Origin of the sequence: Banduia mediterranea (assembly GCF_031846245.1) — a bacterium.
GTDB classification, from domain to species: domain Bacteria; phylum Pseudomonadota; class Gammaproteobacteria; order Nevskiales; family Nevskiaceae; genus Banduia; species Banduia mediterranea.
Genome location: NZ_JAVRIC010000030.1, coordinates 1 through 22,589 on the forward strand (window position 1 = coordinate 1; position 22,589 = coordinate 22,589).

The following is a 22,589-nucleotide window of genomic DNA, read 5'->3' on the forward strand; positions in this document are numbered from 1 at the left end:
GGCATTGAGTAGGTAGGGTGGACAAAGGCCGTAAACCGTGCCCACGCGGACGTTCACGCCCGGCCACCGCGTGGGCACGCTGCGCTTTGCTCACCCCTACCGGCTACTCGCGTTCGTCGCGCTGGCGATACTCAGCGTCGCCTGGTCGATCGAACCCGGCGTGACGGTCCGTCACCTGATCCGCCTCGGCACGTTTCTCGGCATCAGCATCGCCTTCGTCTCCGTGGCGTGGCACCGCAGCCGATTTCAGCCGGACAACCTCGACAGCTCTCGAATCACCCACTCCCCGGACGCGTGCCTGATCTCAGTGTCTGCATCGCGACCTATCGCCGCGCCGATCGCCTGGACGCACTGCTCGGCGACCTCTGCCAGCAATCATTGCGATTCTATCGGGACCAGCAGTTTTCCGGACGGGTGCCCGAGGCCAGCTTACGGCCGCTCGCCCCCAGACAGAGGCTGCCGCAAACGGTATCGCTGGCCTGCGAGGCGACCGGCACGGCCAGGATCGAGTAGTTCGTCGTGCTGGCGGTCCCGGTACTGGGGCAGGTGTTCGTCAGGCCGCCGGACAGACTGATCCTGTAGATGCTGGAGGTCTGTTCACTTGAGGACAGTGTCCCATCGGACGCCAGATACAGGGTCGCGGCGGCATAGCCCAGTGCGCCGAGCGTGCCGGCGTAGCCCTTGCGATCCACGAAGTACCCTTCCTGACGCGAGGCAATTTCGCTCAGGGCGCCCTTGGCCGCGGTACGGTTGGCGCGCAGCACATAGCCGCGATAGCTGGGGTAGGCGATCGAGGCAAGAATTGCCACGATCGCCACCGTCACCATCAGCTCGACCAGACTGAATCCGCCTGGCCTTGAATCCGGCTGCTTCATTGCAAGGCCTCGTCGCCCCGGCGTTCCCGCCAGTACACATCATAGAAGCGGCGGCTTCTCAAAGGAAACGTCTCCGTGTTTGCGGTGACGGCCCGGCCCAGGGTATCGAACTGTCCGCTCAATCCCGGCGTGGCGCTCAAGGTGCTGCGCGCATCGCCGTCGCCATCGTCGGCAAACTGGCTCAGGTCCACCGGGCGGCTGTCGCTGAGCGATACCGCGTAGAGCCTGCCGTCGCCTTCACGCGGCTCGCAGCTGGCCTCATCGGGATCGGTCGGCAAATAGCTGCTCAGGAAAACCACGCCGCCGGCAGTCAGAGGCTGAGACAAGGCTTTTTCACCAGCGCCAGTCAGGCTCAGCTTCCAGCCGTTCGACAGATCCTTGCCGTCGGCACAGTTCGCCTGCCCGCTCGCGCAGGCTTGCGTGAGATCGACGAAATCGGCCTGCTGGGCCAGTCCGCTTTCGGTATCGATCAAGTCATCGACCGTCTTGCCCGAACGAATCCGTGTATCGCGGTACATGTACAGATAGTCGTTGGTGGCCGTGCTCAGCGGCGCCGCGCGGTTGCCACTTGCGAATACCACGGCATCGAACACGCCGTTATCGTCGCGGAACGGAACATAATCCGGTGCCTGGAAGAACCGGCGATCATCCGCGAGACTCGCTGCCTGATCACTGTGGTTGTGGCGTCCCACGCTGGCGAGCGGACCGTAGGTCCAGTCCGCCGGATCGCTGCCGGGCAGGTCGGCACGCCACAGGCGGCCTCCGGTATCCAGGGCATAGAGCCGGTCGGTATAGCCGTCGCCATCGCTGTCCACCAGCGACAGGTCGGCGGCGATGCTGTCGGCGATCAGCGGATGCCGGAAACTGCGGGTCGCGCCGTTCCAGGCCATCGTGGCCCCGGTCTCGGTCCGCCAGATCAGCTCGCCGGTGAGGGCATCGACGATGTATACACCCTTGCCGGCCAGGTCATCACTGCCGACGGTTCCGCTCATGTCCTTGTACAGCGATTCGTTGGCGCTGCCATGTCCGCCGTAGTAACCGCCCCCGAAGATCAAGACATCGACTGCTTCCGCCGCACCGTTGCGCTCCAGCCTCAGTCGTCCGACTTGCGGCGCCGAGGTGCTCATCGCCAGACTCGCGTACCAGGCCTGCCCGCTGCTGACGCCACCGCTGGCGCGATACAGACCATCGGCACCGATCCTCCACAACAGTTCAGGATTGTCCGGGTCGGTCACGTCGAGCGCGTAGATGTAACTGCTGCCAGCGAATTGCAGGTTGGCGCCGCGCCCGACGCCGAAGAACAGATAGGCGTGATCGTTTGCGTTGCTGCTTTCGATCTTGCCGTCTCCTGGTGAATGTCCGCTGCTGTCACGGTCGATCAGCAGGACCGATGGCGCACCGTCGACACCGTGCGGAATCGGGCCGCCCGGCTGATTGTCGCGCAGTACCTTCTGCGTCTTCATCAAGACGCGCGGCATAAACGCCCAGGCCTCGACGCCGGATTCCGCACCGCCGCTGTTGGTGTTGCGCAACATGCGCAGGAAACCGTCGGCGGCACCGTAGACCAGACGCACATCCGGGTTGTCGTCGCTGTAGCTGCCGCGTGCGCCATAGTTGATCGCCACCGGGCGCGAATGCAGCACCGCGCCGTGCATCCACTCGCGCCCCTTGAGACTGTTGGAGGTGCCCTTGCTGGCGCTGCTGGTGCCGACCTCAAAGCCTCGGACATACAGCAGCAGCTCCTGGGCTTCGCTTGCGTTCGCCGCCCCGAGATCGGGCTGCAGTTCGGCAATCGTGTCGCCGGCGTCAGCGTCCAGGCCCCTCAGGCTCAATGCGCCATTGAAGCTGGCGCGATGATCGTAGAAAAGCTTGCGCTTGCCATTGCTGTTGGAACGGCCGGGATTGCCGCCGCCACCGTACTGATAGCCCGGTATGCGCTGGCCGGCACCGCCGAGCGTCGCGTCGCGACCGTCGCCGCTGCGGCCACCAAGCTTGCCGCCGGTCTCGGTCCAGAAACTCAGCGCGCCGGGCTTGATCCGGCCATCGTCCGCGATTGCCTCGTTGCCGTTGACGTCGACGTAGCTGTAACTGCCATCGTCCGATTCGAGCGCCAGTTTCTTGAGGTTGCCATCCCAGCGTGGATGCATGCCCTCGGCCGGCCGGAACAGGCCGAAGTAGGCGTCGCCGGTGACCCGCCCGGGTTGGCTCAGGTCGAAGGTCTGGCTCGGCGTCAGCAAGGAGGCGTCGACCACCAGCGTCGGTTGCAGCAATTGTGCGGCGGTCTTGCCCAGATTGAGCAGGCCTAGGTTGTTGACATAGGTCGTCACATTGGCGCCGACATTCACCAGAGCGTCGAAGCTGGACAGGTTTTCCTGAAGAATGAAATGCGAGTTGAGGGTCACGGTGTGACCGGTGCCGTCATCGAAGCCGACCTCCTGGGCCTCGCGCACCAGATCCGCGAAGGCGATATCCCCTCCATTGACCGCCCCCGGGAAAAGCTGAGCGAGCCGCGCGTCGGATTCTGTATCGACCACACTTTGGGTCAACTGGATGTTGAGCACGTTGGCCCTTCGGCATTCGAGATCAGGACGCCGATAGTGGCCGCCGGATTCGATGCCGCGATCGCGACCGATCAAACCGGTGAGACCATCCCAGCGATCCAACGGCGCGTTGTAGACCTCACCGCCCGACAGCAGCTGCGCGATCTCGACGTAGACTTCTTTGCCCTGGTACGGAGGCAATAGCTGCGTCGGCGAGGTCACGGCGGTGGCCAGGGTCGCGGTCAGGGCATCACGGATATTCGACAGATCCAGGAGATTGCCGAGCAGATTGCCGACATAGGCGAGCACGTCGACAACCGTACCGTCGTCTATTAGCGGTGTCGGACCCAACAGGAAGTAGGCGCCATTGCTGCAATTCCGTGTTTCCCGGCGAGTCAAGGTGATCGCCGCTTCGTCGCCGAACGCGCAGTCTGCGGCGCCGCTGCCGAGCGCGTTCGAGCGGTCCGCATGCGACACCATGATCGCCACCTCGGAATCGATCAGCTGGTTGAGGATCGACTCCAGAAGTCCAATCAGCCCGATCTGGCCCAGGTTGAGAACCCCGAAGACCGTGGTATTCAACAGCCCGATCACGGTTTGCGGCAGTTGGCCCACGACCGTGGTCAACAGGGGATGGAGCAATCCCGAGAGAAGTCGGCCGATGAAACCATCAAGTGTGGCCTCCACGATCGGTCCGACGATCGGAATGGCCAAGATCAAACCCACGGTGGCGCAACTCAAGGTGGAAATGCCACCCAGCAAGGGTTTCAGCAAAGGACCAAGCACCGGCAGCGTGCCGATTGGTGAGTCCAGCCCAAGCAGACCGTAAAGATTACATAGCTCAAGTGCCAGATCGCCTTTGTCATCATCCGCGCCGAACAGGAGATCGGTGAGAAACTGCGCGGGATTATCGGTCAGCCCGCCCAGCAGCTCGTCGAGTGGCAATATGTTCTGCAGATCAAGGCACAGCTGCGGATTCTGCAGGCTGTCCCGGTTGCTGGCCGGCGTCACCAGGCCGGTGCTGTCGCAGATGCCGAGCAGGTTGAGATCGAGCACCAGGATCGTCAGCGGCTTGCGCAGCGGGCTGTCGCTGGCATTGGTGTAGATGTCGATATCGTCGGCGAACGCGGCCGGCACCACGCAGACAAGCCCCACAATCAATGCGATGAATCGGCTCCGTGCGGTTTTCATGCCCTATCGCACCGTCAGGCCGGCGCGCGTATCAAGCTTGACGTAAACCCCCTGCGCCACCTCGGCTCCACCCAGCGCCCCCTGGCTGCGGTCGAAGCCCGCCGTCACCGTGAACCCGGCGAGCTGGTAGCGCAGCCCGCTATCACCTTCGCGCAGTGCCGACATCGGCGCGAAGTCGAGTCCCCCGACGGCATCGCGATGTACCGACGTGTATGCATGATCCGCCAGAATCGAGTCGGGCAGGTCGATCAAATCGGGGCCGTTGTTCGGGCACTCGAAACCGTATTCGGATTCCAGCGATTCGATGTCCAGATCTGAAGCCACGTAACAGGACTGGACATAGTCGGAGCCCGGCCGCACCTCCAGGTATCGGGCGTCGGCCAGCACCGATTCCAGGATCGACTGCGCGCTCTGCGCAGCGGCCATCCGGCTTTCGTCGTTCAAAGCCAAGCGCAGGTCCACCCGCCCGGACCGCATCGCGACCAGACTCAGCAGGGTCAGCACGATCAGGAACAATAGTGCGGTAGCCAGCGCAGCACCCGACTGATGGCGCCCCGCACGCTTGCTGGCGAATATCCCCATATCAGCCTCCCCCATTGCGCAGCTTGACCGTCGTCGAAAAGATCCGCCGATAGTAGTGCCTGGCCTTGTCGACTTCGGCCGTACCCTGCGGGTCGACGACCTCAGAGGGCACGAACGGCTCGTCCTTGTCGCCAATCTGGTAGCTGTTCTGATTCGTATATGTCGCATCGCCATCACGCGAACGCACCAGCAAGGCGATCTGCGCCGTCACCGCTCGCGTCTGAAGTTCGTCTCCGGGCGTGCTGCTGTAGCGATCGGGCACTTCATCGCCATCCGTGTCGAGGCCCCAGCTGATCTGCAAGTCCTCCACGCCTTCGGCGATGCACTCGGTGTAGACACCGGTCGCTGATGCGGCAGCATCCGAAGCGCCACAGCTGGCGGTCTCACTGCCGCTGGTCCCGGAAAAGCCCGTGTGACACAGCTCCTTGCGACACAAGGCGGGCCGACCATCGCCAGGGGTTTTCGTATAGTTGCGCACAAAATACAGACGCGGCAGAAAACGGTGAAAGCGCATCGGCGGCAGAGCCGGACTATCGAGCGGGCTCGGCGCGGCGGTCGCCGCTGCGCCCCAACGGATCAGGGTGCCGGCCACGCCGTTGGTCTGCAGGTAGAACTCATGGGGCTGGAGCGTCACATCGGTGGCGTCGGCTCCCATCTGAGCACTCGCAGCGCCGGAAACGCGCCGAATGACCAGGATGTCGGTTCCCGACTGAATCAGTTCATCATCCAGGCAGCGCCAGCGTGATGCGGCGCTCGCGGTCTCGCTCTGATTCCGGAATTCGGCACGCAGCGGCAAATTGAATGCCCAGGATCGCGACGCGTCCGGTCCGCAGTCCTGAGACACCGGCAAAGCGTTGGTGGCCGAGGTGATGTCGTTGCCGCCGTCCAGATCCATCAGATTCGGAGTGATCACGTCGGCATAGCGAATGCCGCCCATGTAGCCCGCCATCATCAGATCGCGCGACAGATTGGACAGGGCGAAACGTCCCTGATCCTGCATGCCGACGATCAGATCGTTCTGACGACTGCTGCGATTGGTCGACAGATAAACCGCAGCGATCGCACCGGTCAGCACCAGGCCCAGAGTCATGCTGATCATCAACTCAATCAGCGAAAAGCCCTGTTGGCTGTGGCGCACGATGGTTCCCTCAATCAAGGTAAGGGTCCGAGGCCAGTACCGGCACCGCGACAAAGCGGCGCATGCGGTCGTCGTTGCCGTCCTGATCCGGATCGTCGTAGCGGCCCAGCGCCAGCCCGCAGGTGTTGCGCGAAGGGTCGCTGGCCGGCACCGCGCTATCCGGCGGTGCGGCGGCGTTCATTCCACGCCACGCCACGACCACCCAATACACCCCGGTATCGGCTTGGATGACGCAGCCGGTGGGTGACACCAGACCGCCAGTCTCGTCACCGGTCGTCGCATCGACCTGATCCTCGCCCACCAGCTTGCGGCGCCAGCGTTCCAGATCGAACACCGCCAGTTCGGCTGTGCTGCATCCGCCATCGGAAGCCGCGCAATTGGATGTGCCGGTAAGGGCCGTCACGTCGTCGGTGACATACGCCGCAAGATTCGAGGGATTGGCGCGCATGCGCTCCGCGATGTCCTGCACCAGGGCTGTGGCGGTGGTGCGCTGCAAGGCTTCGTAGTTGATCCGCTTGGCCACGACCTGAAGATTGGCGACTCCGAGCAGGCCGACACCGGTGACGAAGATCGTCACCAGAATCTCGATCAGCGTCATGCCACGAACACGGCGCGGTGCCGATGCGAAAGCGGCGGTGCGAAATGCCCGCCTTGCGCTCAAACCCATCGAACGCCTTGAGGCGAGCCCTGCGAATCCATTCGTCAATGACATGCCTGTTCTTATAAGGGACGAAACATCCGAGCGAACAAAATGCCGACGAATGGGCGCGAGTACCTGATCAGTGCTCCCGCCCCCGTCGACAGGCCCGCCGATGATCCGAATTCCGGTGGGTCGCGACAAGCAGGTCACTGCCACGTCATCATAGTAAGGACGCCGCGCCTGTCCATCCTTGGCGCTGCCATCAGGAACTGCCATAAAAATGTCCAATCAAGCAGGCGCCGGTCACGCGCCGGTCCGCAAACTTCTGGTCGCCAATCGTGGAGAGATCTCGATCCGCGTGATGCGCGCGTCCGCCGAAATGGGAATTCGCACCGTCGCGATCTACGCGCACGAAGATCGCTTCGCCCTGCATCGTTTCAAGGCCGACGAGAGTTACCTGGTCGGCAAAGGCGCCAAACCGATCGCCGCCTATCTGGACATCAAGGACATCATTCGCATCGCGCTGGATGCCGGCGCCGATGCCATACATCCCGGCTACGGCTTTCTTTCCGAGAATCCGGATTTCGCCGAAGCCTGCGCGGCGTCCGGCATCCGCTTCATAGGTCCCAGCCCTACCGTTCTGCGCACGCTGGGCGACAAGGTTTCGGCGCGCGCCGCGGCCGAAGCCGCCCAGGTTCCGGTCCTGCCGGCTTCCGGGGCTCTCCCGGTCGAGCTGGATGCCTGCAAGGCTCTGGTTGCCAAGGTCGGCTACCCGGTCATGATGAAAGCCAGCTGGGGCGGCGGCGGGCGCGGCATGCGCGTGATCGAGTCCGAATCCGAACTTGGCCCGCAGATGGAGACCGCACGCCGCGAGTCCAAGGCGGCTTTCGGCAACGATGAGGTCTATGTCGAAAAGCTGGTGCGTCGCGCGCGTCACGTGGAAGTGCAGGTACTCGGCGATGTGTACGGCGACATTGTTCACCTGTTCGAACGCGACTGCTCGGTGCAGCGCCGCAATCAGAAGGTCGTGGAACGCGCGCCGGCGCCTTATCTTTCCGCTGAAAGGCGGTCCGAGTTGTGCGAGGCGGCACTGCGCCTTTGCCGCCAGGTCGGCTATTCGCACGCCGGCACAGTCGAATTCCTGATGGACGCGGACACTGACCGCTACTATTTCATCGAGGTCAATCCACGCATCCAGGTCGAGCACACCGTGACCGAGGAAGTGACCGGCGTCGATATCGTCAAGAGTCAGATTCTGGTTACGGAGGGCATGCACATCGGCGCGCCCGCGCAGGACGCACGCCCTGGCTTGCCGACTCAGGACCAGGTGCGCCTCGAAGGCCACGCCCTGCAATGCCGCGTCACCACCGAAGACCCCGAAAACGGATTCACTCCGGACTACGGGCGCCTGCTGGCCTACCGCAGTCCCGCCGGACACGGCATTCGTCTGGACGGCGGCACGGCCTATGGCGGCGCGGTGGTCACGCCTTACTACGATTCCCTGCTGGTCAAGATCACCGCACGCGGCCAGACCACGGGCGATGCGATCGCGCGCATGGACCGCGCCCTGCGTGAGTTTCGAATCCGGGGACTGTCGACCAATCTCGCCTTCCTCGAAAACGTCATCAATCACCCGCAGTTCAAATCCGGCGAATGCATCACGCGCTTCATCGACAGCACGCCTGAGCTGTTCGAGTTCACGCCACGGCGCGACCGTGCAACCAAGCTGCTTCGCTTCATCGGCGAAGTCGTGGTCAACGGCAGTCCCGAGATGAAGGGACGCGAAGCACCTGCCCTGCCGCTGCCCGAACCACGTCTTCCGACATTGCCACGAGGCACACCGGTCCCCAGCGGCACTCGGGACATCCTGTTGCAATGCGGCGCCGCCGGCTTCGCGCAGTGGATGAAAGAACAGGAACAGGTGCTCCTGACCGACACCACCATGCGCGACGCGCATCAGTCACTGTTCGCCACACGCATGCGCACCAAGGATCTGGTGGAGATCGCGCCGTACTACGCGCGGCTACTGCCGAACCTGCTGTCGATGGAATGCTGGGGCGGCGCCACCTTCGACGTGGCGATGCGCTTTCTCAAGGAAGATCCCTGGGACCGGCTCGCGCAGTTGCGCGAGGCGATGCCGAACCTGCCGCTGCAGATGCTGCTGCGCTCGGCCAACGCCGTGGGCTACACCAACTACGCCGACAACGTGGTGCAATACTTCGTCAGGCAGGCTGCGGCCAACGGCATCGACATCTTTCGCGTGTTCGATTCCCTGAATTCGGTCGACAACATGCGCGTGGCCATGGACGCCGTCATCGAAACCGGTGCGGTGTGCGAAGGCACGATTTGCTACACCGGCGATCTGTTCGATCCTGGCCGACAGAAGTTCAATCTCAAGTACTACATCGACATGGCCAAGGCGCTGGAAGCGGCCGGCGCGCACGTCCTTGGCATCAAGGACATGGCCGGCGTGTGCAAGCCGCGTGCGGCGCGCGAACTGGTCCGCGCGCTCAAACAGGAAATCGGTCTGCCGCTGCATTTTCATACGCATGACACCAGCGGGATTGCCGCGGCCAGCGTGCTGGCGGCCATCGAAGCCGGCTGCGACGCCGTGGACGGCGCGCTGGATGCGATGTCCGGACTGACCTCCCAGCCCAATCTGGGCTCGATCGCGGCCAGCCTCGCGGGCAGCGAGCGCGATCCCGGCATCGACCTGGGTTCGATGCAGATGCTGTCGGATTACTGGGAAGATACCCGCCGTTACTACGCGCCGTTCGAGGCCGGAATCCGCTCCGGCACTGCGGACGTCTATCGCCATGAAATGCCGGGCGGCCAGTACACCAATCTGCGCGAACAGGCGCGGGCTCTGGGGCTGGCCTCGCGCTGGTCCGAGGTCTCGCAGGCCTACGCCGACGTCAATCGGATGTTCGGCGACATCGTCAAGGTGACACCGACCTCCAAGGTCGTCGGCGACATGGCGCTGTTCATGGTCGCCAAGGGACTGAGCCCCGCCGAGGTCGAGGACCCGAATACGCCGATCGACTTTCCGGAATCAGTGGTGCAACTGTTCCGCGGCGAACTCGGGCTGCCACCGGACGGCTGGCCGCCGGCCCTGCAGGACAAGATTCTGCGCGGCAAGCCGGCGCTGAACGAGCGTCCCGGGAAAAGTCTGCCAGCGGTGGATCTGGAAGCCGTGCGCAGCGAGGTCGGAAAGGCCCTGGAACGTGAGCTGAGCGATCGCGAACTCGCCGCTCACCTGATGTACCCGAAGGTCTACGCCGATTTTGTCGCGCACCAGTCACGGTACGGCGAAGTCTCGCGCCTGCCGACCAGCACGTTCTTCTACGGTTTGCGTGAGGGCGAGGAAATCAGCGTCGAGATCGACCGCGGCAAGACGCTGATCATTCGACTGCAGGGCCGCGCGGAAACCAGTGCGGGCGAGAAACTGTTCTACGAATTGAACGGCCAGCCCCGTACCGTCAACGTCGACAAGGCCGGCGCCAAGGCACAGTCCGAGCAGCCCAAGGCGGTGGACGGCAATCCCGATCAAATTGGGGCGCCGATGCCGGGCATGATCTCCCGCGTTGCGGTCAAGCCAGGAGATATCGTCGACAAGGGCGAGGTGCTGCTCGCGCTCGAAGCGATGAAAATGGAAACGCTGGTGGCAGCGCCGCATGGCGGCAAGATCGCTCGGGTGATGGTTGCCCCTGGCAGCGTCGTGTCTGCCAAAGACCTACTGATTGAATTCGAGCCAGTAGCCAAGCCAGGAAATTAATTCAACATGAGCCTCTTGCGAAATTCCCGGACGAGGCTGATTTTCTCGCCGGCGATGGCGGCGAAAAGAGATGCGCGGGTGTTGCCATTGAATGCATGATGGAGCTGCCAAAGCCCACCCCATATCCGCTGAATGAATACTGCCCTGCGCGAGCGCCTGACGAATTCCACCGTCGCTTCCAGCACGAGCGGGTGCCTCTCAGCGCCCCGTGAGTAGAGCAGAGAATCCACTTAACCATCTGTCCGATTAGCCGAGGCCGGCTCCAGGCATCCATAGCGGGGCAATTTCACATGCAGCAAGCGGCCACCCAAAAGCGATGATTCGCCCGTTCCGGTCGACAAAGCCTATCGGCGCTTCGCGACGGTGTCGTGACCGAAGCCGACGCGCCCGCCACAGGGCGCCGGCCTACGACGACTATGGGCGCAGATAAACCGGCCCCTCAGCGCGATAGCCCAGCTCGCGCCCACGCTGATCCTTGATTTCCGGTCCTACGACAACCGTGTAGCGGCCGGCGGACGGCGTTTCGAACACCAGCATGCGTGGATTGCTCGCGGCCGGCTCCCATTCGCCGCCGACGGGCTTGCCACTGTCGTCGAGCACCTTGAGTGCGCCGGCGCTGGTCGGGTCCACGGCCTGCGAGAAGTTGAGCGCGATCGCCGATCGCTTGGCGAGCTGTCCGGCGTAGATCAGGCCGAAGCTGCCGGCACGCGGCTGCGCCGGCCACCACTGGTAAACCAGGCGGGCGTCGGGTGGGCCCGCGCGTTCCACCGTCGTGTTCGAGGCTTTGGGCTCGGCCTGGGTCCGGGTAGCGGAGCGGGGTCCCGGCGTCGGGCTCATCGGCTCATCGCTGGCGTCCGGGCCCGGTTCCGGTCGGGCCTCCGGCGTCGGTGCCGGCATTGGCTTGCTGCCGTAGCTCGGCTCCGGATCGACTGCCATGTGCTCGCTCAGCTCGGCGTCGTCGCGCGATTCCGCTTCGAGCGTGTCCTTCACTTCTGCGGGATCGTCTACCGTGTCGGCGGCACCCCCGTCGGTTTCGGTCGCCGCCGCGTCGGGTGATGGCGCGGTGCCCGCCATCTCCGTCTGGCCGCCGATGGTCGGTAGCGGCATCGAGTCGCTGTCGTCCAGCGCCACATCCATTGGGTCCACGGAGCCCGAGAACACAGACTCCGGGTCGAGGCGCCCGCGGTCGGCGGAATCGGCCTTCTCGTTCGATGCCAGCAGGTCGAAGGCGAAGTAAGTCGCGGCCGCGATGACGACGACGACGACCAAGGTGCCTAGTGGATGTGGATTTTCGCCCAAGCCTGTGCCCTCCTGCGACCGGCTGTGCCGGACTGCTGCCCGAACCCGGTTTCTCCCTGTTTGAAATACATTTCGTTCAGATGCGATACGCAGACGTCCACGACATGTGATGTGTTTCGTCCCCGATCCACCGCCCTGAGCGCGTGCCCTGATCTACTGTCCGGGCCGACCGCCCGGCCCGACCACGTTTGCTGCCCGACGAAACTCTTGGCGCGCAGCGCTTCTGCGCGAGAGTCTAGTCACAAGCCCGTGGCCGACGTCAATCGAAAAATCTTGCCTTTCGCCGATGCCGCTGTCCGCCACTGCGCGACACTGCGATAATAGCGCGCCACATTTCCGGGACCACAATCATGGTCGATCGTTATCTGGAGTTTTCGCATACGTCCTTCGGACGAGCCTTGTCATCGATGATGGGGCTGCCGCAGCCGCCTCGATTACGACGCGACACCAGCGGCTGGAATGATCAGCCCTTGGGCAGCCGCGCCGTGTCGGTCGGTGCCACCCATGGCGCCGACTTGCTCCCGGTACTGCTGCGCTGCCTGCACGACAGCGGCGCCACGGTGCGGGTTCGCGCCGATGTCGGCGGCATCGAGACCTTGAAGAAGGCCGCCAATGAAGCCAGTGTCGCACTGACCAACCAGCCGGCCCCCGGTGAGGGCGAGAAGAGTGCGGCACTGGTATTCGACGCCAGCGGCGCGCGACTGCCCAGCGATCTGCGCGTGCTGTTCGACTTCGTGCAGCCCTTGGTGTCCCAGCTCGCGTCCGGTGGGCGCGTGGTCGTGATCGGACGCCTGCCGGCCCAACTCGAGAATGCCGATGCAGCGGCCACCGCGGCGGCGCTGCGCGGCTTCGTGCGTTCGCTGGGCAAGGAGATCGGTCGCAAGGGTTCGACGGTGAATCTACTCGAGGTCGATCCGGCAGCCGATGCTGCGCTGCCGGGCGCGCTGCGTTTCCTGCTGTCTGACCATTCCTCGTATATCAGCGGTCAGTGCCTGCAGCTTGATGCCAAGGGCGATATGCCGGCGGTCTGGACAGCCTCCTTGACCGGCAAGGTCGCCGTAGTCACGGGCGCCGCGCGTGGCATTGGTGCCGCGATCTCGGAGGTCCTCGCGCGTGAAGGCGCACAGGTCATCGGCATCGACCGTCCGCAGGAAGAGCGGAGCCTGGCGGAAACCATGGGCGCCATCGGTGGCCAGACCCTGGCTGCGGACATTACCGACGCCGCCGCGCCGGAGCTGATCGCCAGCGAGTTGATGAGCCGCTTTGGTGGTGCCGACATCATCGTCCACAACGCCGGTATCACCCGCGACAAGACGCTGCGCAACATGCCGCCGCATTGGTGGGATCAGGTGCTGGACGTGAACTTCGGTGCGATCATCCGTCTCAACGAAAAGCTTCTGAACGGTGTGCTGCGTGACGCCGGGCGCATGGTCTGCATTTCCTCCATTGGCGGGATCGGCGGTAATGCCGGCCAGACCAACTACGGTGCAACCAAGGCCGGCCTGATCGGTTACGTCGCCGCGCTGGCGCCGAAATTCGCCGAACATGGCGGTGCGATCAATGCGATCGCGCCCGGGTTCATCGAAACCCGGATGACCGCAGTCATGCCGATGATTCCGCGTGAGGTGGGGCGTCGCCTGTGTTCGCTGGGGCAGGGCGGCAAGCCACTCGATATTGCCGAAGCGGTGGCCTTCATGGCCTCGCCGTACGCCGGTGGTGTCAACGGCAAGGTGCTGCGCGTCTGCGGCCAGAACTGGTTCGGTCAGTGATCCCGTCCATCGCAAAGCCGGCGGTGGCCCGAAAAGGCCCACCACGTCGCCTCGCCCAGGCCAAGCTGCCGACGCCGTTCGCGGTGTTCGACATGGCGGTCTATCAGACCGAGGATGGCAAGGAGCATCTCGCGATCTCGATCGGCGATCTCGGCGGATTGCCGCCCTTGGTGCGCATCCATTCCGAATGCCTGACCGGTGACGCGCTGTTCTCCCTGCGCTGCGACTGCGGGTTCCAGCTTGAGCACTCGCTGCAGCGAATCGCGACCGAGGGTCGCGGTCTGGTGTTGTATCTGCGCCAGGAGGGACGCGGTATCGGCCTGGCCAACAAGATTCGCGCCTATGCGCTGCAGGATCAGGGCCATGACACCGTCGAAGCCAATGAAACCCTTGGCTTTCCGGCGGATGCTCGCGACTATTCGCTGGCGCTGGACATGCTGTTCGATCTCGATCTGCGCCGCGTGCGGCTGATGACCAACAACCCGCGCAAGGTCGACGCGCTGCAAAGCGGCGGTGTCGAGGTCGTCGAGCGCGTGCCAATCGTCTGCGGACGCAACCCGCACAATGAGACCTATCTGACGACCAAGGCCGACAAGCTCGGCCATATTTTGAATCCGTTGCCGGCCGCATCAAGAGCGAATTCGGCCGCCCCCCCAGATTCACCCGGTTCACCCGATTCACCCGACGCGGGCGACTCTTGAGCGATTTCTACGCGCTGCTACGCCCGCTGCTGTTCGCGCTCGACGCCGAACGTTCGCACGAACTGAGTCTGGCGGCGATGAAACACCTGCCGCGACTCGCCACGCTGCCGTTCCGCGGGGACGTGCAGGACGATCCCTTCGACTGCCTCGGTCTGCGCTTCGCGAACCGCGTCGGCCTGGCGGCGGGCCTGGACAAGAACGGCGAGGCGATCGAAGCGTTTGGCCGCCTCGGCTTCGGCTTCGTCGAGGTCGGCACCGTCACGCCACGGCCGCAGCCCGGCAATCCGCGGCCGCGCCTGTTTCGTGTGCCGGCGCAGCAGGCGCTGATCAATCGCATGGGCTTCAACAACCAGGGCGTCGACGCCTTGGCGCAGCGGGTGCGAGGGGTGCGCGAACGCGCCGCCTACCGTGGAGTCATCGGCATCAATATCGGCAAGAACTTCGATACGCCGATCGAGCAGGCGCTGGGCGACTACCGCGTCGGCCTGGAAACGGTTTACGACTGCGCCGACTATGTGACCATCAACATTTCCTCGCCGAATACCCGCAAGCTGCGTGAACTGCAGGAACGCGGCAAGCTCGATGCCTTGCTTGGCGGCCTGAGCGAGGTCCGCGCGCGGTTGGCCGATGCGGCTGGCCGGCGTGTGCCGCTGCTGCTCAAGATCGCGCCGGATGTGGATGTCGCAGGGCTCACGGACATCGCCGACTCCGCCCAAGCCTGCGGCATGGACGGCCTGATTGCCACCAACACCACGATTGCCCGGCCCGGTCTGGACGGGACTCCGCTGGCGAATGAAGCCGGCGGTCTGTCCGGCGCACCGCTCAAGCCCCTGGCTGATGAAACATTGCGCGCCTTGCGCGCGCGGCTGGACGCTTCGTTTCCGATCATTGGGGTCGGCGGCGTCCTGGCCGGCCGCGACGCCACGGACAAAATCCTGGCGGGTGCGGACATGGTCCAGATTTACTCAGGGCTGATATACCGCGGACCGGGACTTGTTTCCGAGTGTATCGCTGCGGTTGCCGCAGCACGGTCCGTCCGTTAGATTGCCACGTTGCCGCAATGCAACACATAAGACAATGCCGGATGGCAGCTCAAAGATTGCCAAACATTTCAGGAAGGGAACCATGCGCAACATAATTTGGGGCAGCGCGCTGCTCGCCACGGCTTGGGTGGGTCAGGCCAGCGCCGTGAACACGGGCGACAGCGATTCGATCTACCTGGGTGCCGGCGGCACCTATGTGATTACCGACAGCAGCCGTCCGAACGACGACGGCAAGGGCTTCCAGTTGACGGTCGGTGTACCGATCGGCTGGCAGAGCTGGGCGATGGAACTGTCGTACTTCGACAATTCCATGGACGACCGTGACGTGGACGGCAAGAAGGACTATCAGGCCGGCCTGCTGGTCGACCTGGTCAAGGATTTCGGTTTCTGGGGCTGGGAGAACGGTCTGCGTCTCAAACCGTACATCCTTGGCGGCCTGTCGGTGCTGCAGGAAGACGTATTGTCCGACAAGCACACTCATGCCGGCATCAGTCTCGGTGGCGGTGCGCTGTTTCCCTTGCCGTGGTATGGCCTCGGCATCCGTACCGAAGCGCGAGCGCTCGGCCAGTCGAATGACGAATCCGCGCCGGGTCATGACTTCCTGACGGATTACCGCTTCCTCGTGGGCCTGCAGCTACCGCTGCCGGGCGGTTCCAGGAGCGAACCCGCAATGGAGGACGTGCCGGAACCGCTGGGTTGTGAGGTGGCCGTCGTAGACGCCGAAACCGGTCGTAGCGACTGCGCCGTCGATTCCGATGGCGACGGCGTGTACGACCCGGATGACAACTGCCCCGGCACGCCCGCCGGCACGGTGGTCGACGCATTCGGCTGCGCCGTCCCGCCGGTCATGGATCAGAGCGATGCCGATGAAGATGGCGTGTTCGATGCCGACGACGTCTGCCCGGATACCATGGTGCCGGCTGAGGTCGACGACCGCGGTTGCGCGGTGCCGCAGCCGATCGTGTTGCCGGACTTCACGTTCGAATTCGACTCCGACCGTCTTTCAACCATGGGTGCGGGCTATCTCGACCGCATGGCGGCGATGATGAACGGTCAGAGTGACATGACCGTCGAGATCATCGGTCACACCGATTCGCTGGGCTCCGAGGCGTACAACCTGCAGCTGTCGACGCAACGCGCCGAGTCCGCCAAAGCCTACCTGGTTTCGAAAGGAATCTCGGGTGAGCGTCTGAAGACGTCCGGCCGCGGCGAAAATCAGCCGGTGGCGACCAACGAGACCGAGGAAGGCCGCAGTGACAACCGCCGCGTGGCGTTCTGGCTCTACGTGGAATAAGCGCAGCGCCAAAGCCTGGGTGCTGTCCACCGTCCGCAAGGCTTGCAAGGACCGCAGGCGCCGATCAGGCGGCTGCGGTCCTTGTCATTTGATCGCCACCAAAATGAAATTGAGTCTCGCGATTTCGGCGGGGCTGGGGGATGGCACGAATGCTTGGTTTTCGAATGCTGGCGCTGCTCATGGTGTTGGCCGTGAGTGCTTGCGGGCGCAGCGCGGATGTGGGTGGTGATGGCGCTGGCGGAAGCGATGGCAAGGTCCGTTTCATCGCGCTCGGCGACACAGGGTCCGGCGTCGACGGACCGCAGTCCCAGGTCGCTTCGCTGATGCGGCAGGTATGCGAAATGCGCTGCTCGACGCGCCGGGTGAGCACGTCCATCAGGTAGCACCCCGCGCCCATGCCCATGAATTCTGGCGTGTGTCCGCGCGGACAGGGTTTGGCCTGCGGCGAGAACGGCCAGGTTTCCTCACTGCCGCTCCGGATCAGGCAGTCGTCGGTCATCGGCTCGACGATGTGTTCGGCGATGTAGCTATTCTTGTAGCGCAGGCCCTCGCCCACCAGCCAGTGAAAATGCGTGAGGCTGTTTTCGGCGTAGCGCCTGGCGCGCGCCTCGTCGAGGTTCGGCCCGCCGGCCACGATCAGGTATTGCGCCAGGTCTTCCGTGGTGTCGGTGAATCCCGCCGCGGCGCCAGCGCTTCCACGAACGCGAAGCCGAGCGCGGCCAGCGCCAGCGGGGCGATGTAATACACCGCACGATAGGCCAGCAAGCCGGCCAGCAGCTCGGTGTCCGCCATGACATCGCCGAGCAGCGCCAGGAACACCGCCTCGATCACGCCCAATCCGGCCGGCACATGCGCCACCGCACCGGCGATGCCGCTCAGCAACAACACGGCCAGCACCGTCGGATAGGCGATGTCGGCCCCCAACAGCAGATACACGACCAGGCCCATGGTCATCCAGTTGGCGGTCGACAACGCGATCTGTGCCAGCGCCATGCTCAGCGACGGCAAGGTCACGGAGGTTCCACGCAGGCTGAAACTGCGCCGACGCGATACTCCGCACAGGGCGACATAGGCCGTCACACCGAGCAGCAGCGCCAGTCCGATCAGACGCAGCCCGAGATCGCCGATGCGCCCGCCGTCCGCCAGCTCCACGAAGCCGAAGCTGCCGGCGATTCCGGCGAGCAGACAGTAGCCGGACCAGTTGGTGACTAGGCTCAGGCCGACGATGCGGGTGATCGTGCCGCGATCCAGTCCGAACCGCGAATACAGGCGGTAGCGCAGGCCGATGCCACCAAGCCAGGCGCCCATGTTGAGATTGAAGGCGTAGCAGATCGAGGCGATCGCGGCGGTCAGCGCTTTCGGCAGACTTTGTCGGGTGTAGTGGCGCGCGAACAGGTCGTAGCCGCCGTACAGCGCATAGCTGAGCAGGGACAGCAGCAGCGACGCCAGCAGCACCGGCGTGCCCAGCGCCTGCAGCGCGATCCAGACCTGCGACCAGTCCACCGCCCGCGTGCGCGACACCAGCAACCATACGATCAGCGCGAAGAACCCGAGCACCAGCAACCGTCGCAGCAACAGCCACAGACGGTTTGGCGGCCTGGCGGCATCGGTTCGGGCCCGGCTTGAGTCAGCAGAATCCGGCACGTGGACTTAGGTCCCAGGGCAAAGATACATCCAGCCTAGAACCCGCCCGATGTGGCAGGGCTGAACGCGCCCTTGCGACTCAGCGCGTGAGCGGCGGTTCGACGGAGACGACGCGCTTGAGGAATTCGTAGCGGTCGCGCCAGCGCAGCAACGTGAAGGCATGGTTCTCGCCCTCATACCAGCGCGTGGTCACGGCGATGCCGAGCCGCGTGCAGGCGGCGTCCAGTCTTTCCGCGTCCTGTTTGCAGATGTCCACGGAAGCAACGCCGATCCACGCTTCCGGAAACGGACGTTCGGGCGCGGTTTCGAGGATGCGGATCGGGTCGGCCGTATCGCTGCCGGCGTCGCCGTGTTCCCGGCCCGGCCCGAGATAGGCCCGGGCGATGTCTTTGGCGATGTCTTTGAGGATGCGCGCCGTCCATTTGCCGACGCCGCGATAGCCCTGGCGCGCTTGCGGGACCGGACACCTGCGGACACCTGCAGGAACGGCATGGTCGGCTGCACCGCGATCGGCGGCACGCCGACATCGAACACGGTCCGCGCCCAGGACTCCGGCCGCCGGTAGCTGGCGGTGATCGCCACACCCAGTGCCAGATTGGCGCCAGCCGATTCACCGGCTACGACAATGCGCGTGGGATCGCCGCCGGAAAACGATGCTGCGGCGCTAGCCGATAGTCGATGTTGAACACCATGAAACCGCCGCGATGGGCGTGGGCGAGGCCGATGCCCTCGTGGGTTTCCTTGGAGCAAACGGCGAAACCACCACCGTGGATATAGATCAGAATCGGCAGCGGCGACGCTGGCTGCTGCGAGACGGCGGGCCGCAGGAATACATCCGGCTTCTGCGCGCGACCAGGGGACCATAGGCCACATCGCGATGCGCTTGCACGCGCTGGCGCGCACGCCGCATCGCCAGCGCCAGCATGCTCAGCGCGGTGGCACCGGTAAAGATGCCGCCGAAGCTTGCCAGTCGCAGACGCGCGCCGAACGGCAGGGCCGGGTCCGTGGCCACTCCGCTCATCAGGTCTGCGGCAGGGTCACACCGCGCTGGCCCTGGTACTTGCCGCCGCGATCGGCGTAGCTGGTCTCGCAGACCTCGTCGGCCTCCAGGAACAGCATCTGCGCTATGCCTTCGTTGGCGTAGATCTTCGCCGGCAGCGGCGTGGTGTTGGAAAACTCCAGGGTGACATGACCCTCCCACTCCGGCTCCAGCGGCGTCACGTTGACGATGATGCCGCAGCGCGCATAGGTGCTCTTGCCCAGACAGATCGTGAGCACGCTGCGAGGTATGCGGAAATATTCCACGGTGCGCGCCAGCGCGAAGGAATTCGGCGGAATCACGCAGACATCGCCCTTGAAATCCACGAAGCTCTTGGAATCGAAGGCCTTGGGGTCGACGATGGTGTTGTTGATGTTGGTGAAGATCTTGAACTCGTCGGCGCAGCGCACGTCGTAGCCATAGCTGGACACGCCATAGGAGACGATCTTGCCGCCTTCATTGGCGCGCACCTGGCCGGGCTCGAACGGTTCGATCATGCCGCTGCTTTCGGCCATGCGCCGGATCCACTTGTCCGATTTGATGCTCACACCAGGCTCCCGGCGGGCACGGCGCGGAGGCCGGACCGCAAATGGCTGAAATCGTAGGGCCGTTATCGTACGCGATTGGAGGTCCGGCTTGTCCGCGAGAATCGACCTGCCTACTTCTTGCCGGACTTGGCGCCTTCGCCCCCGGCCTTGCCGTTGCCGCGTGTCGTTTCTGGGTCCTTGTCGGACTTGTCCGCAGATTTGATCATCTCGGCATCGGACACCGCCGGCGCCACGAACGGTGCTCTCGGCGAACGCGGCGGCAGGAAGAACTGCGCGGGCGTGGTGAAAATGCGCCGCAGCAGCTTGCCCAGCAACGGCCAGGTGTCGGCGAACTTCACGCGCTGCGCGCGCATCGCCACGTTCAGGGCCAGACCGAAGCTCACGGCCAGATTCATCGTGCCGATCACCAATATGCCCAGCGCGCAGCGCGCCAGCGTGGACCACGGCAGCTGGCCATCGAAGGCCACCAGCGCGTATATGGTGTTGGTCGCGGAAAAGGTGACGTGCAGGGTATCGATCGGCAGACCCGTCACCTTGCCGAACGCGGCAGTGGAGCCGAGCATGATGCCGAAGAAGAAGCTGCCCGCGACCGCGCCAAGGTTTTCCTCGACGAAATGCGTCAGCCGTTCGCGCCGTTTGACACCGAGCCAGCGCAGCGAACGCAACTGCTGCAAGCGTTGCGGTATGCGGTTGTACACGGCCTTGTTGTCGTAGTACCCGGAAATCAGACCGCACACGAACAGCCAGACTCCGGTGAGCGCGCCCCAGAACCAGGTGGTCCAATGCAGGGGATCGATTTCGTGGATCAGTTTTTCGGCCTTTTCCAGACCGATGAAGTGCTCGCCCGAATTTGAATAGAAGGCGTAGGCGATGGCCGCCGCGACCGGCATCGACAGCACGAAGTTGCCGAGCACCGCGACGAACTGGCTGCGCAGTGTGCGCACGATCAGCTCGGCGAGATTGTCGAGCCGGTCCTGCCCTTTCTGTGCAGGCGCTTCCAGCGCGCGCGCCAGGCGGTTGGCCGTCATCGCCGGCTGTTTGGTCGCCAGCGAGAAGTGGAAGATCGACATCAGTACGAAGCCGGTGGCGTACATCGCCGAAAAACGGAAGGCCTCGACCAGCGGTGCGTAGGGCTGATGCGCCAGCCACAGCTTCACCGCCGCCATCAGCGCCACCAGGAAGCCGGCGCCCATGGCCGCCCGAAACAGCGAGAAATATTCCGACGCGGAATTGGTGATGTAGGCCTCGCCGGCCTTGCCGGCATTGCCGGTGATGCGCAGGGCCAGCAATTGCACGGTCTGCATGAACAGATCGCGCACGCTGTTCTTGCGGTTCTCGCCTTCCACCAGCGCGCGCAGCAGGCGCAGGCGGTCCGCGTTGCAGTCCACCTCCGGTTTGACTTCGAGCAGTTTCAGCAGCAGCGCGCAGCGCTCGATGTTCTGGGTCAGACGCACCAGGAGGTGGGTCAGACCGACGCTGGCACCGATGATCAGCGCCTGCCGGCGAATGCGCGTGACAATGTCGCGGCACTGTTGCAGCAGCACTTGCAGGTGCTTGTCGTCCATCGTCGGATCGGCCTTCTCCGACAAGGCATTCTTGCGATCCTCGATGAACAGGCGCACCTCGACGTTCTGCATCAGGAACGGTGATTCGTAGCGCTCGATCGCCGGATAGTTGTGCACGATCTCTGGTTCCAGACCGATTGCGGTGATGCGGTAGGACATCACCTGCAGGCCGTCCAGTACATGCATCAGGATCTTCTGCGCCGGCTGGGTGCCGCGCGCCTTGCGAAAATCGATCGCGTGCATCAGCTCCAGCCAGGCATCGTCCGGCACGTTCTGCAGCCACAGATAGTCCGACTGCTTGCGGAACACCAGGCCGACCACATCCTTGAGCGATTCGCGGTCCTGCTCCTCCGGCAGAATCGAGGCGCCGACGCGCCGCCATAGCCCGGTGAAGAAGCCTTCGTTGGCGAGAATGCCGCTGTCGGTGAACAGGCGCACGGACTTGCGATTGGCAATCAGCCGCAGCAAGGCGTCGCGCAGGCCGACACGCAGCTCGGGCTGAGTCTGCAGATAGGCTCCGAAGCGTTGCAATCGGTCCACCGCCTCGTCCACACGGTCGGGCCGCTTCGGCCGCAGCAAATCGACAAGACCGATGAACGCACCGATCTGCGCATCGTCGTCGGCGTGCGCGACCAACGCCAGCGCCGCCTCGAAGCGCTGTTCCAGAGTGAGTTTTCGCGCCACTAGGAGATCGCCACCTGTTGTTGCGAATCCGTGTGCGACCGTGCTGAAACGTTCGTTCCGGCGTGGCGGCGAACCTCGCGGCCGCGCACACAGCACGGTCGCGTATGGGGATGCATCATCAAAATGACTGGCGCCAGGAGAACGGCCCCCATTTTAGGCACAGCTGAGCCTCACAACGAAGCCACACGAAAATTGCGGCGGGGCGAACACGCAATCCCGCCGCGCGAACCGTTCGAGGCATATCCCGCACGCGGTTCGCCTT

18 protein-coding genes and 1 pseudogene are annotated in these 22,589 nt (G+C 64.1%); 5 read left to right on the top strand and 14 right to left on the bottom strand.

Annotated features, from left to right (window positions below; all coding sequences use genetic code 11):
- Positions 1-386: 386 nt before the first annotated feature.
- From RM530_RS16400 to pilV, 5 genes are read right to left on the bottom strand one after another with little or no spacing between them, the layout of a single operon-like run.
- Positions 387-875: a type IV pilin protein gene (locus RM530_RS16400; protein ID WP_311366339.1), complete on the bottom strand. Its 489-nt coding sequence runs from the start codon at positions 873-875 to the stop codon at positions 387-389.
- Positions 872-4,606 carry a pilus assembly protein gene (locus RM530_RS16405; RefSeq protein WP_311366340.1) on the bottom strand — a complete coding sequence of 1,245 codons (3,735 nt, stop codon included), beginning with the start codon at positions 4,604-4,606 and terminating at the stop codon, positions 872-874. Before RM530_RS16405 ends, RM530_RS16400 begins: the two co-directional genes overlap by 4 nt.
- A 3-nt stretch (positions 4,607-4,609) precedes the next feature.
- Positions 4,610-5,188 (bottom strand): PilX N-terminal domain-containing pilus assembly protein, encoded by a 579-nt coding sequence (locus RM530_RS16410; protein ID WP_311366341.1) that lies wholly within the window; start codon positions 5,186-5,188, stop codon positions 4,610-4,612.
- Between the two features lies 1 nt (position 5,189).
- Positions 5,190-6,344: a PilW family protein gene (locus tag RM530_RS16415; protein ID WP_311366342.1), complete on the bottom strand. Its 1,155-nt coding sequence runs from the start codon at positions 6,342-6,344 to the stop codon at positions 5,190-5,192.
- Positions 6,337-7,242: a type IV pilus modification protein PilV gene (gene pilV / locus RM530_RS18810; protein ID WP_349256265.1), complete on the bottom strand. Its 906-nt coding sequence runs from the start codon at positions 7,240-7,242 to the stop codon at positions 6,337-6,339. The genes RM530_RS16415 and pilV overlap by 8 nt, the downstream gene beginning before the upstream one ends.
- A 4-nt stretch (positions 7,243-7,246) precedes the next feature.
- On the opposite strand from pilV, the gene RM530_RS16425 reads away from it, so the two are divergent.
- Positions 7,247-10,741: a pyruvate carboxylase gene (locus tag RM530_RS16425; RefSeq protein ID WP_311366344.1), complete on the top strand. Its 3,495-nt coding sequence runs from the start codon at positions 7,247-7,249 to the stop codon at positions 10,739-10,741.
- Here the strand turns inward: RM530_RS16425 and RM530_RS16430 are convergent.
- Positions 10,738-10,971 (bottom strand): hypothetical protein, encoded by a 234-nt coding sequence (locus tag RM530_RS16430; RefSeq protein WP_311366345.1) that lies wholly within the window; start codon positions 10,969-10,971, stop codon positions 10,738-10,740. The two genes, RM530_RS16425 and RM530_RS16430, sit on opposite strands and share 4 nt — an antisense overlap.
- A gap of 184 nt (positions 10,972-11,155) precedes the next feature.
- Positions 11,156-12,040 (bottom strand): hypothetical protein, encoded by an 885-nt coding sequence (locus RM530_RS16435; RefSeq protein ID WP_311366346.1) that lies wholly within the window; start codon positions 12,038-12,040, stop codon positions 11,156-11,158.
- A gap of 350 nt (positions 12,041-12,390) precedes the next feature.
- On the opposite strand from RM530_RS16435, the gene RM530_RS16440 reads away from it, so the two are divergent.
- From RM530_RS16440 to RM530_RS16455, 4 genes are all read left to right on the top strand, one after another.
- Positions 12,391-13,809 carry a 3-oxoacyl-ACP reductase gene (locus RM530_RS16440; RefSeq protein ID WP_311366347.1) on the top strand — a complete coding sequence of 473 codons (1,419 nt, stop codon included), beginning with the start codon at positions 12,391-12,393 and terminating at the stop codon, positions 13,807-13,809.
- 23 nt (positions 13,810-13,832) lie between these two features.
- Positions 13,833-14,510 (top strand): GTP cyclohydrolase II, encoded by a 678-nt coding sequence (gene ribA / locus RM530_RS16445; protein ID WP_311366348.1) that lies wholly within the window; start codon positions 13,833-13,835, stop codon positions 14,508-14,510.
- A complete protein-coding gene (locus RM530_RS16450) occupies positions 14,507-15,553 on the top strand; it encodes a quinone-dependent dihydroorotate dehydrogenase (RefSeq protein WP_311366349.1) in 1,047 nt (348 codons plus the stop codon). Before ribA ends, RM530_RS16450 begins: the two co-directional genes overlap by 4 nt.
- 82 nt (positions 15,554-15,635) lie before the next feature.
- Complete coding sequence (locus tag RM530_RS16455; protein WP_311366350.1) at positions 15,636-16,847, top strand: OmpA family protein; 1,212 nt, start codon at positions 15,636-15,638, stop codon at positions 16,845-16,847.
- A 64-nt stretch (positions 16,848-16,911) separates the two neighbouring features.
- On the opposite strand, the gene RM530_RS16460 is transcribed toward RM530_RS16455, so the two are convergent.
- From RM530_RS16460 to RM530_RS16490, 7 genes and pseudogenes are all read right to left on the bottom strand, one after another.
- Complete coding sequence (locus RM530_RS16460; RefSeq protein WP_311366351.1) at positions 16,912-17,481, bottom strand: hypothetical protein; 570 nt, start codon at positions 17,479-17,481, stop codon at positions 16,912-16,914.
- 2 nt (positions 17,482-17,483) lie between these two features.
- Entirely contained in the window at positions 17,484-18,422 is a 939-nt protein-coding gene (locus RM530_RS16465) for a lysylphosphatidylglycerol synthase domain-containing protein (RefSeq protein ID WP_311366352.1), read from the bottom strand.
- 148 nt (positions 18,423-18,570) lie between these two features.
- Positions 18,571-18,747, bottom strand: a complete 177-nt coding sequence (locus RM530_RS16470; RefSeq protein WP_311366353.1) for a hypothetical protein — start codon at positions 18,745-18,747, stop codon at positions 18,571-18,573.
- Positions 18,681-19,318: pseudogene (locus RM530_RS19080) on the bottom strand (alpha/beta hydrolase). Before RM530_RS19080 ends, RM530_RS16470 begins: the two are co-directional and overlap by 67 nt.
- Entirely contained in the window at positions 19,270-19,512 is a 243-nt protein-coding gene (locus RM530_RS16480; RefSeq protein ID WP_311366354.1) for a hypothetical protein, read from the bottom strand. Before RM530_RS16480 ends, RM530_RS19080 begins: the two are co-directional and overlap by 49 nt.
- A complete protein-coding gene (gene dcd, locus RM530_RS16485) occupies positions 19,512-20,078 on the bottom strand; it encodes a dCTP deaminase (RefSeq protein ID WP_311366355.1) in 567 nt (188 codons plus the stop codon). Before dcd ends, RM530_RS16480 begins: the two co-directional genes overlap by 1 nt.
- 110 nt (positions 20,079-20,188) lie before the next feature.
- A complete protein-coding gene (locus tag RM530_RS16490; protein WP_311366356.1) occupies positions 20,189-22,327 on the bottom strand; it encodes a site-specific recombinase in 2,139 nt (712 codons plus the stop codon).
- Positions 22,328-22,589: the final 262 nt, after the last annotated feature.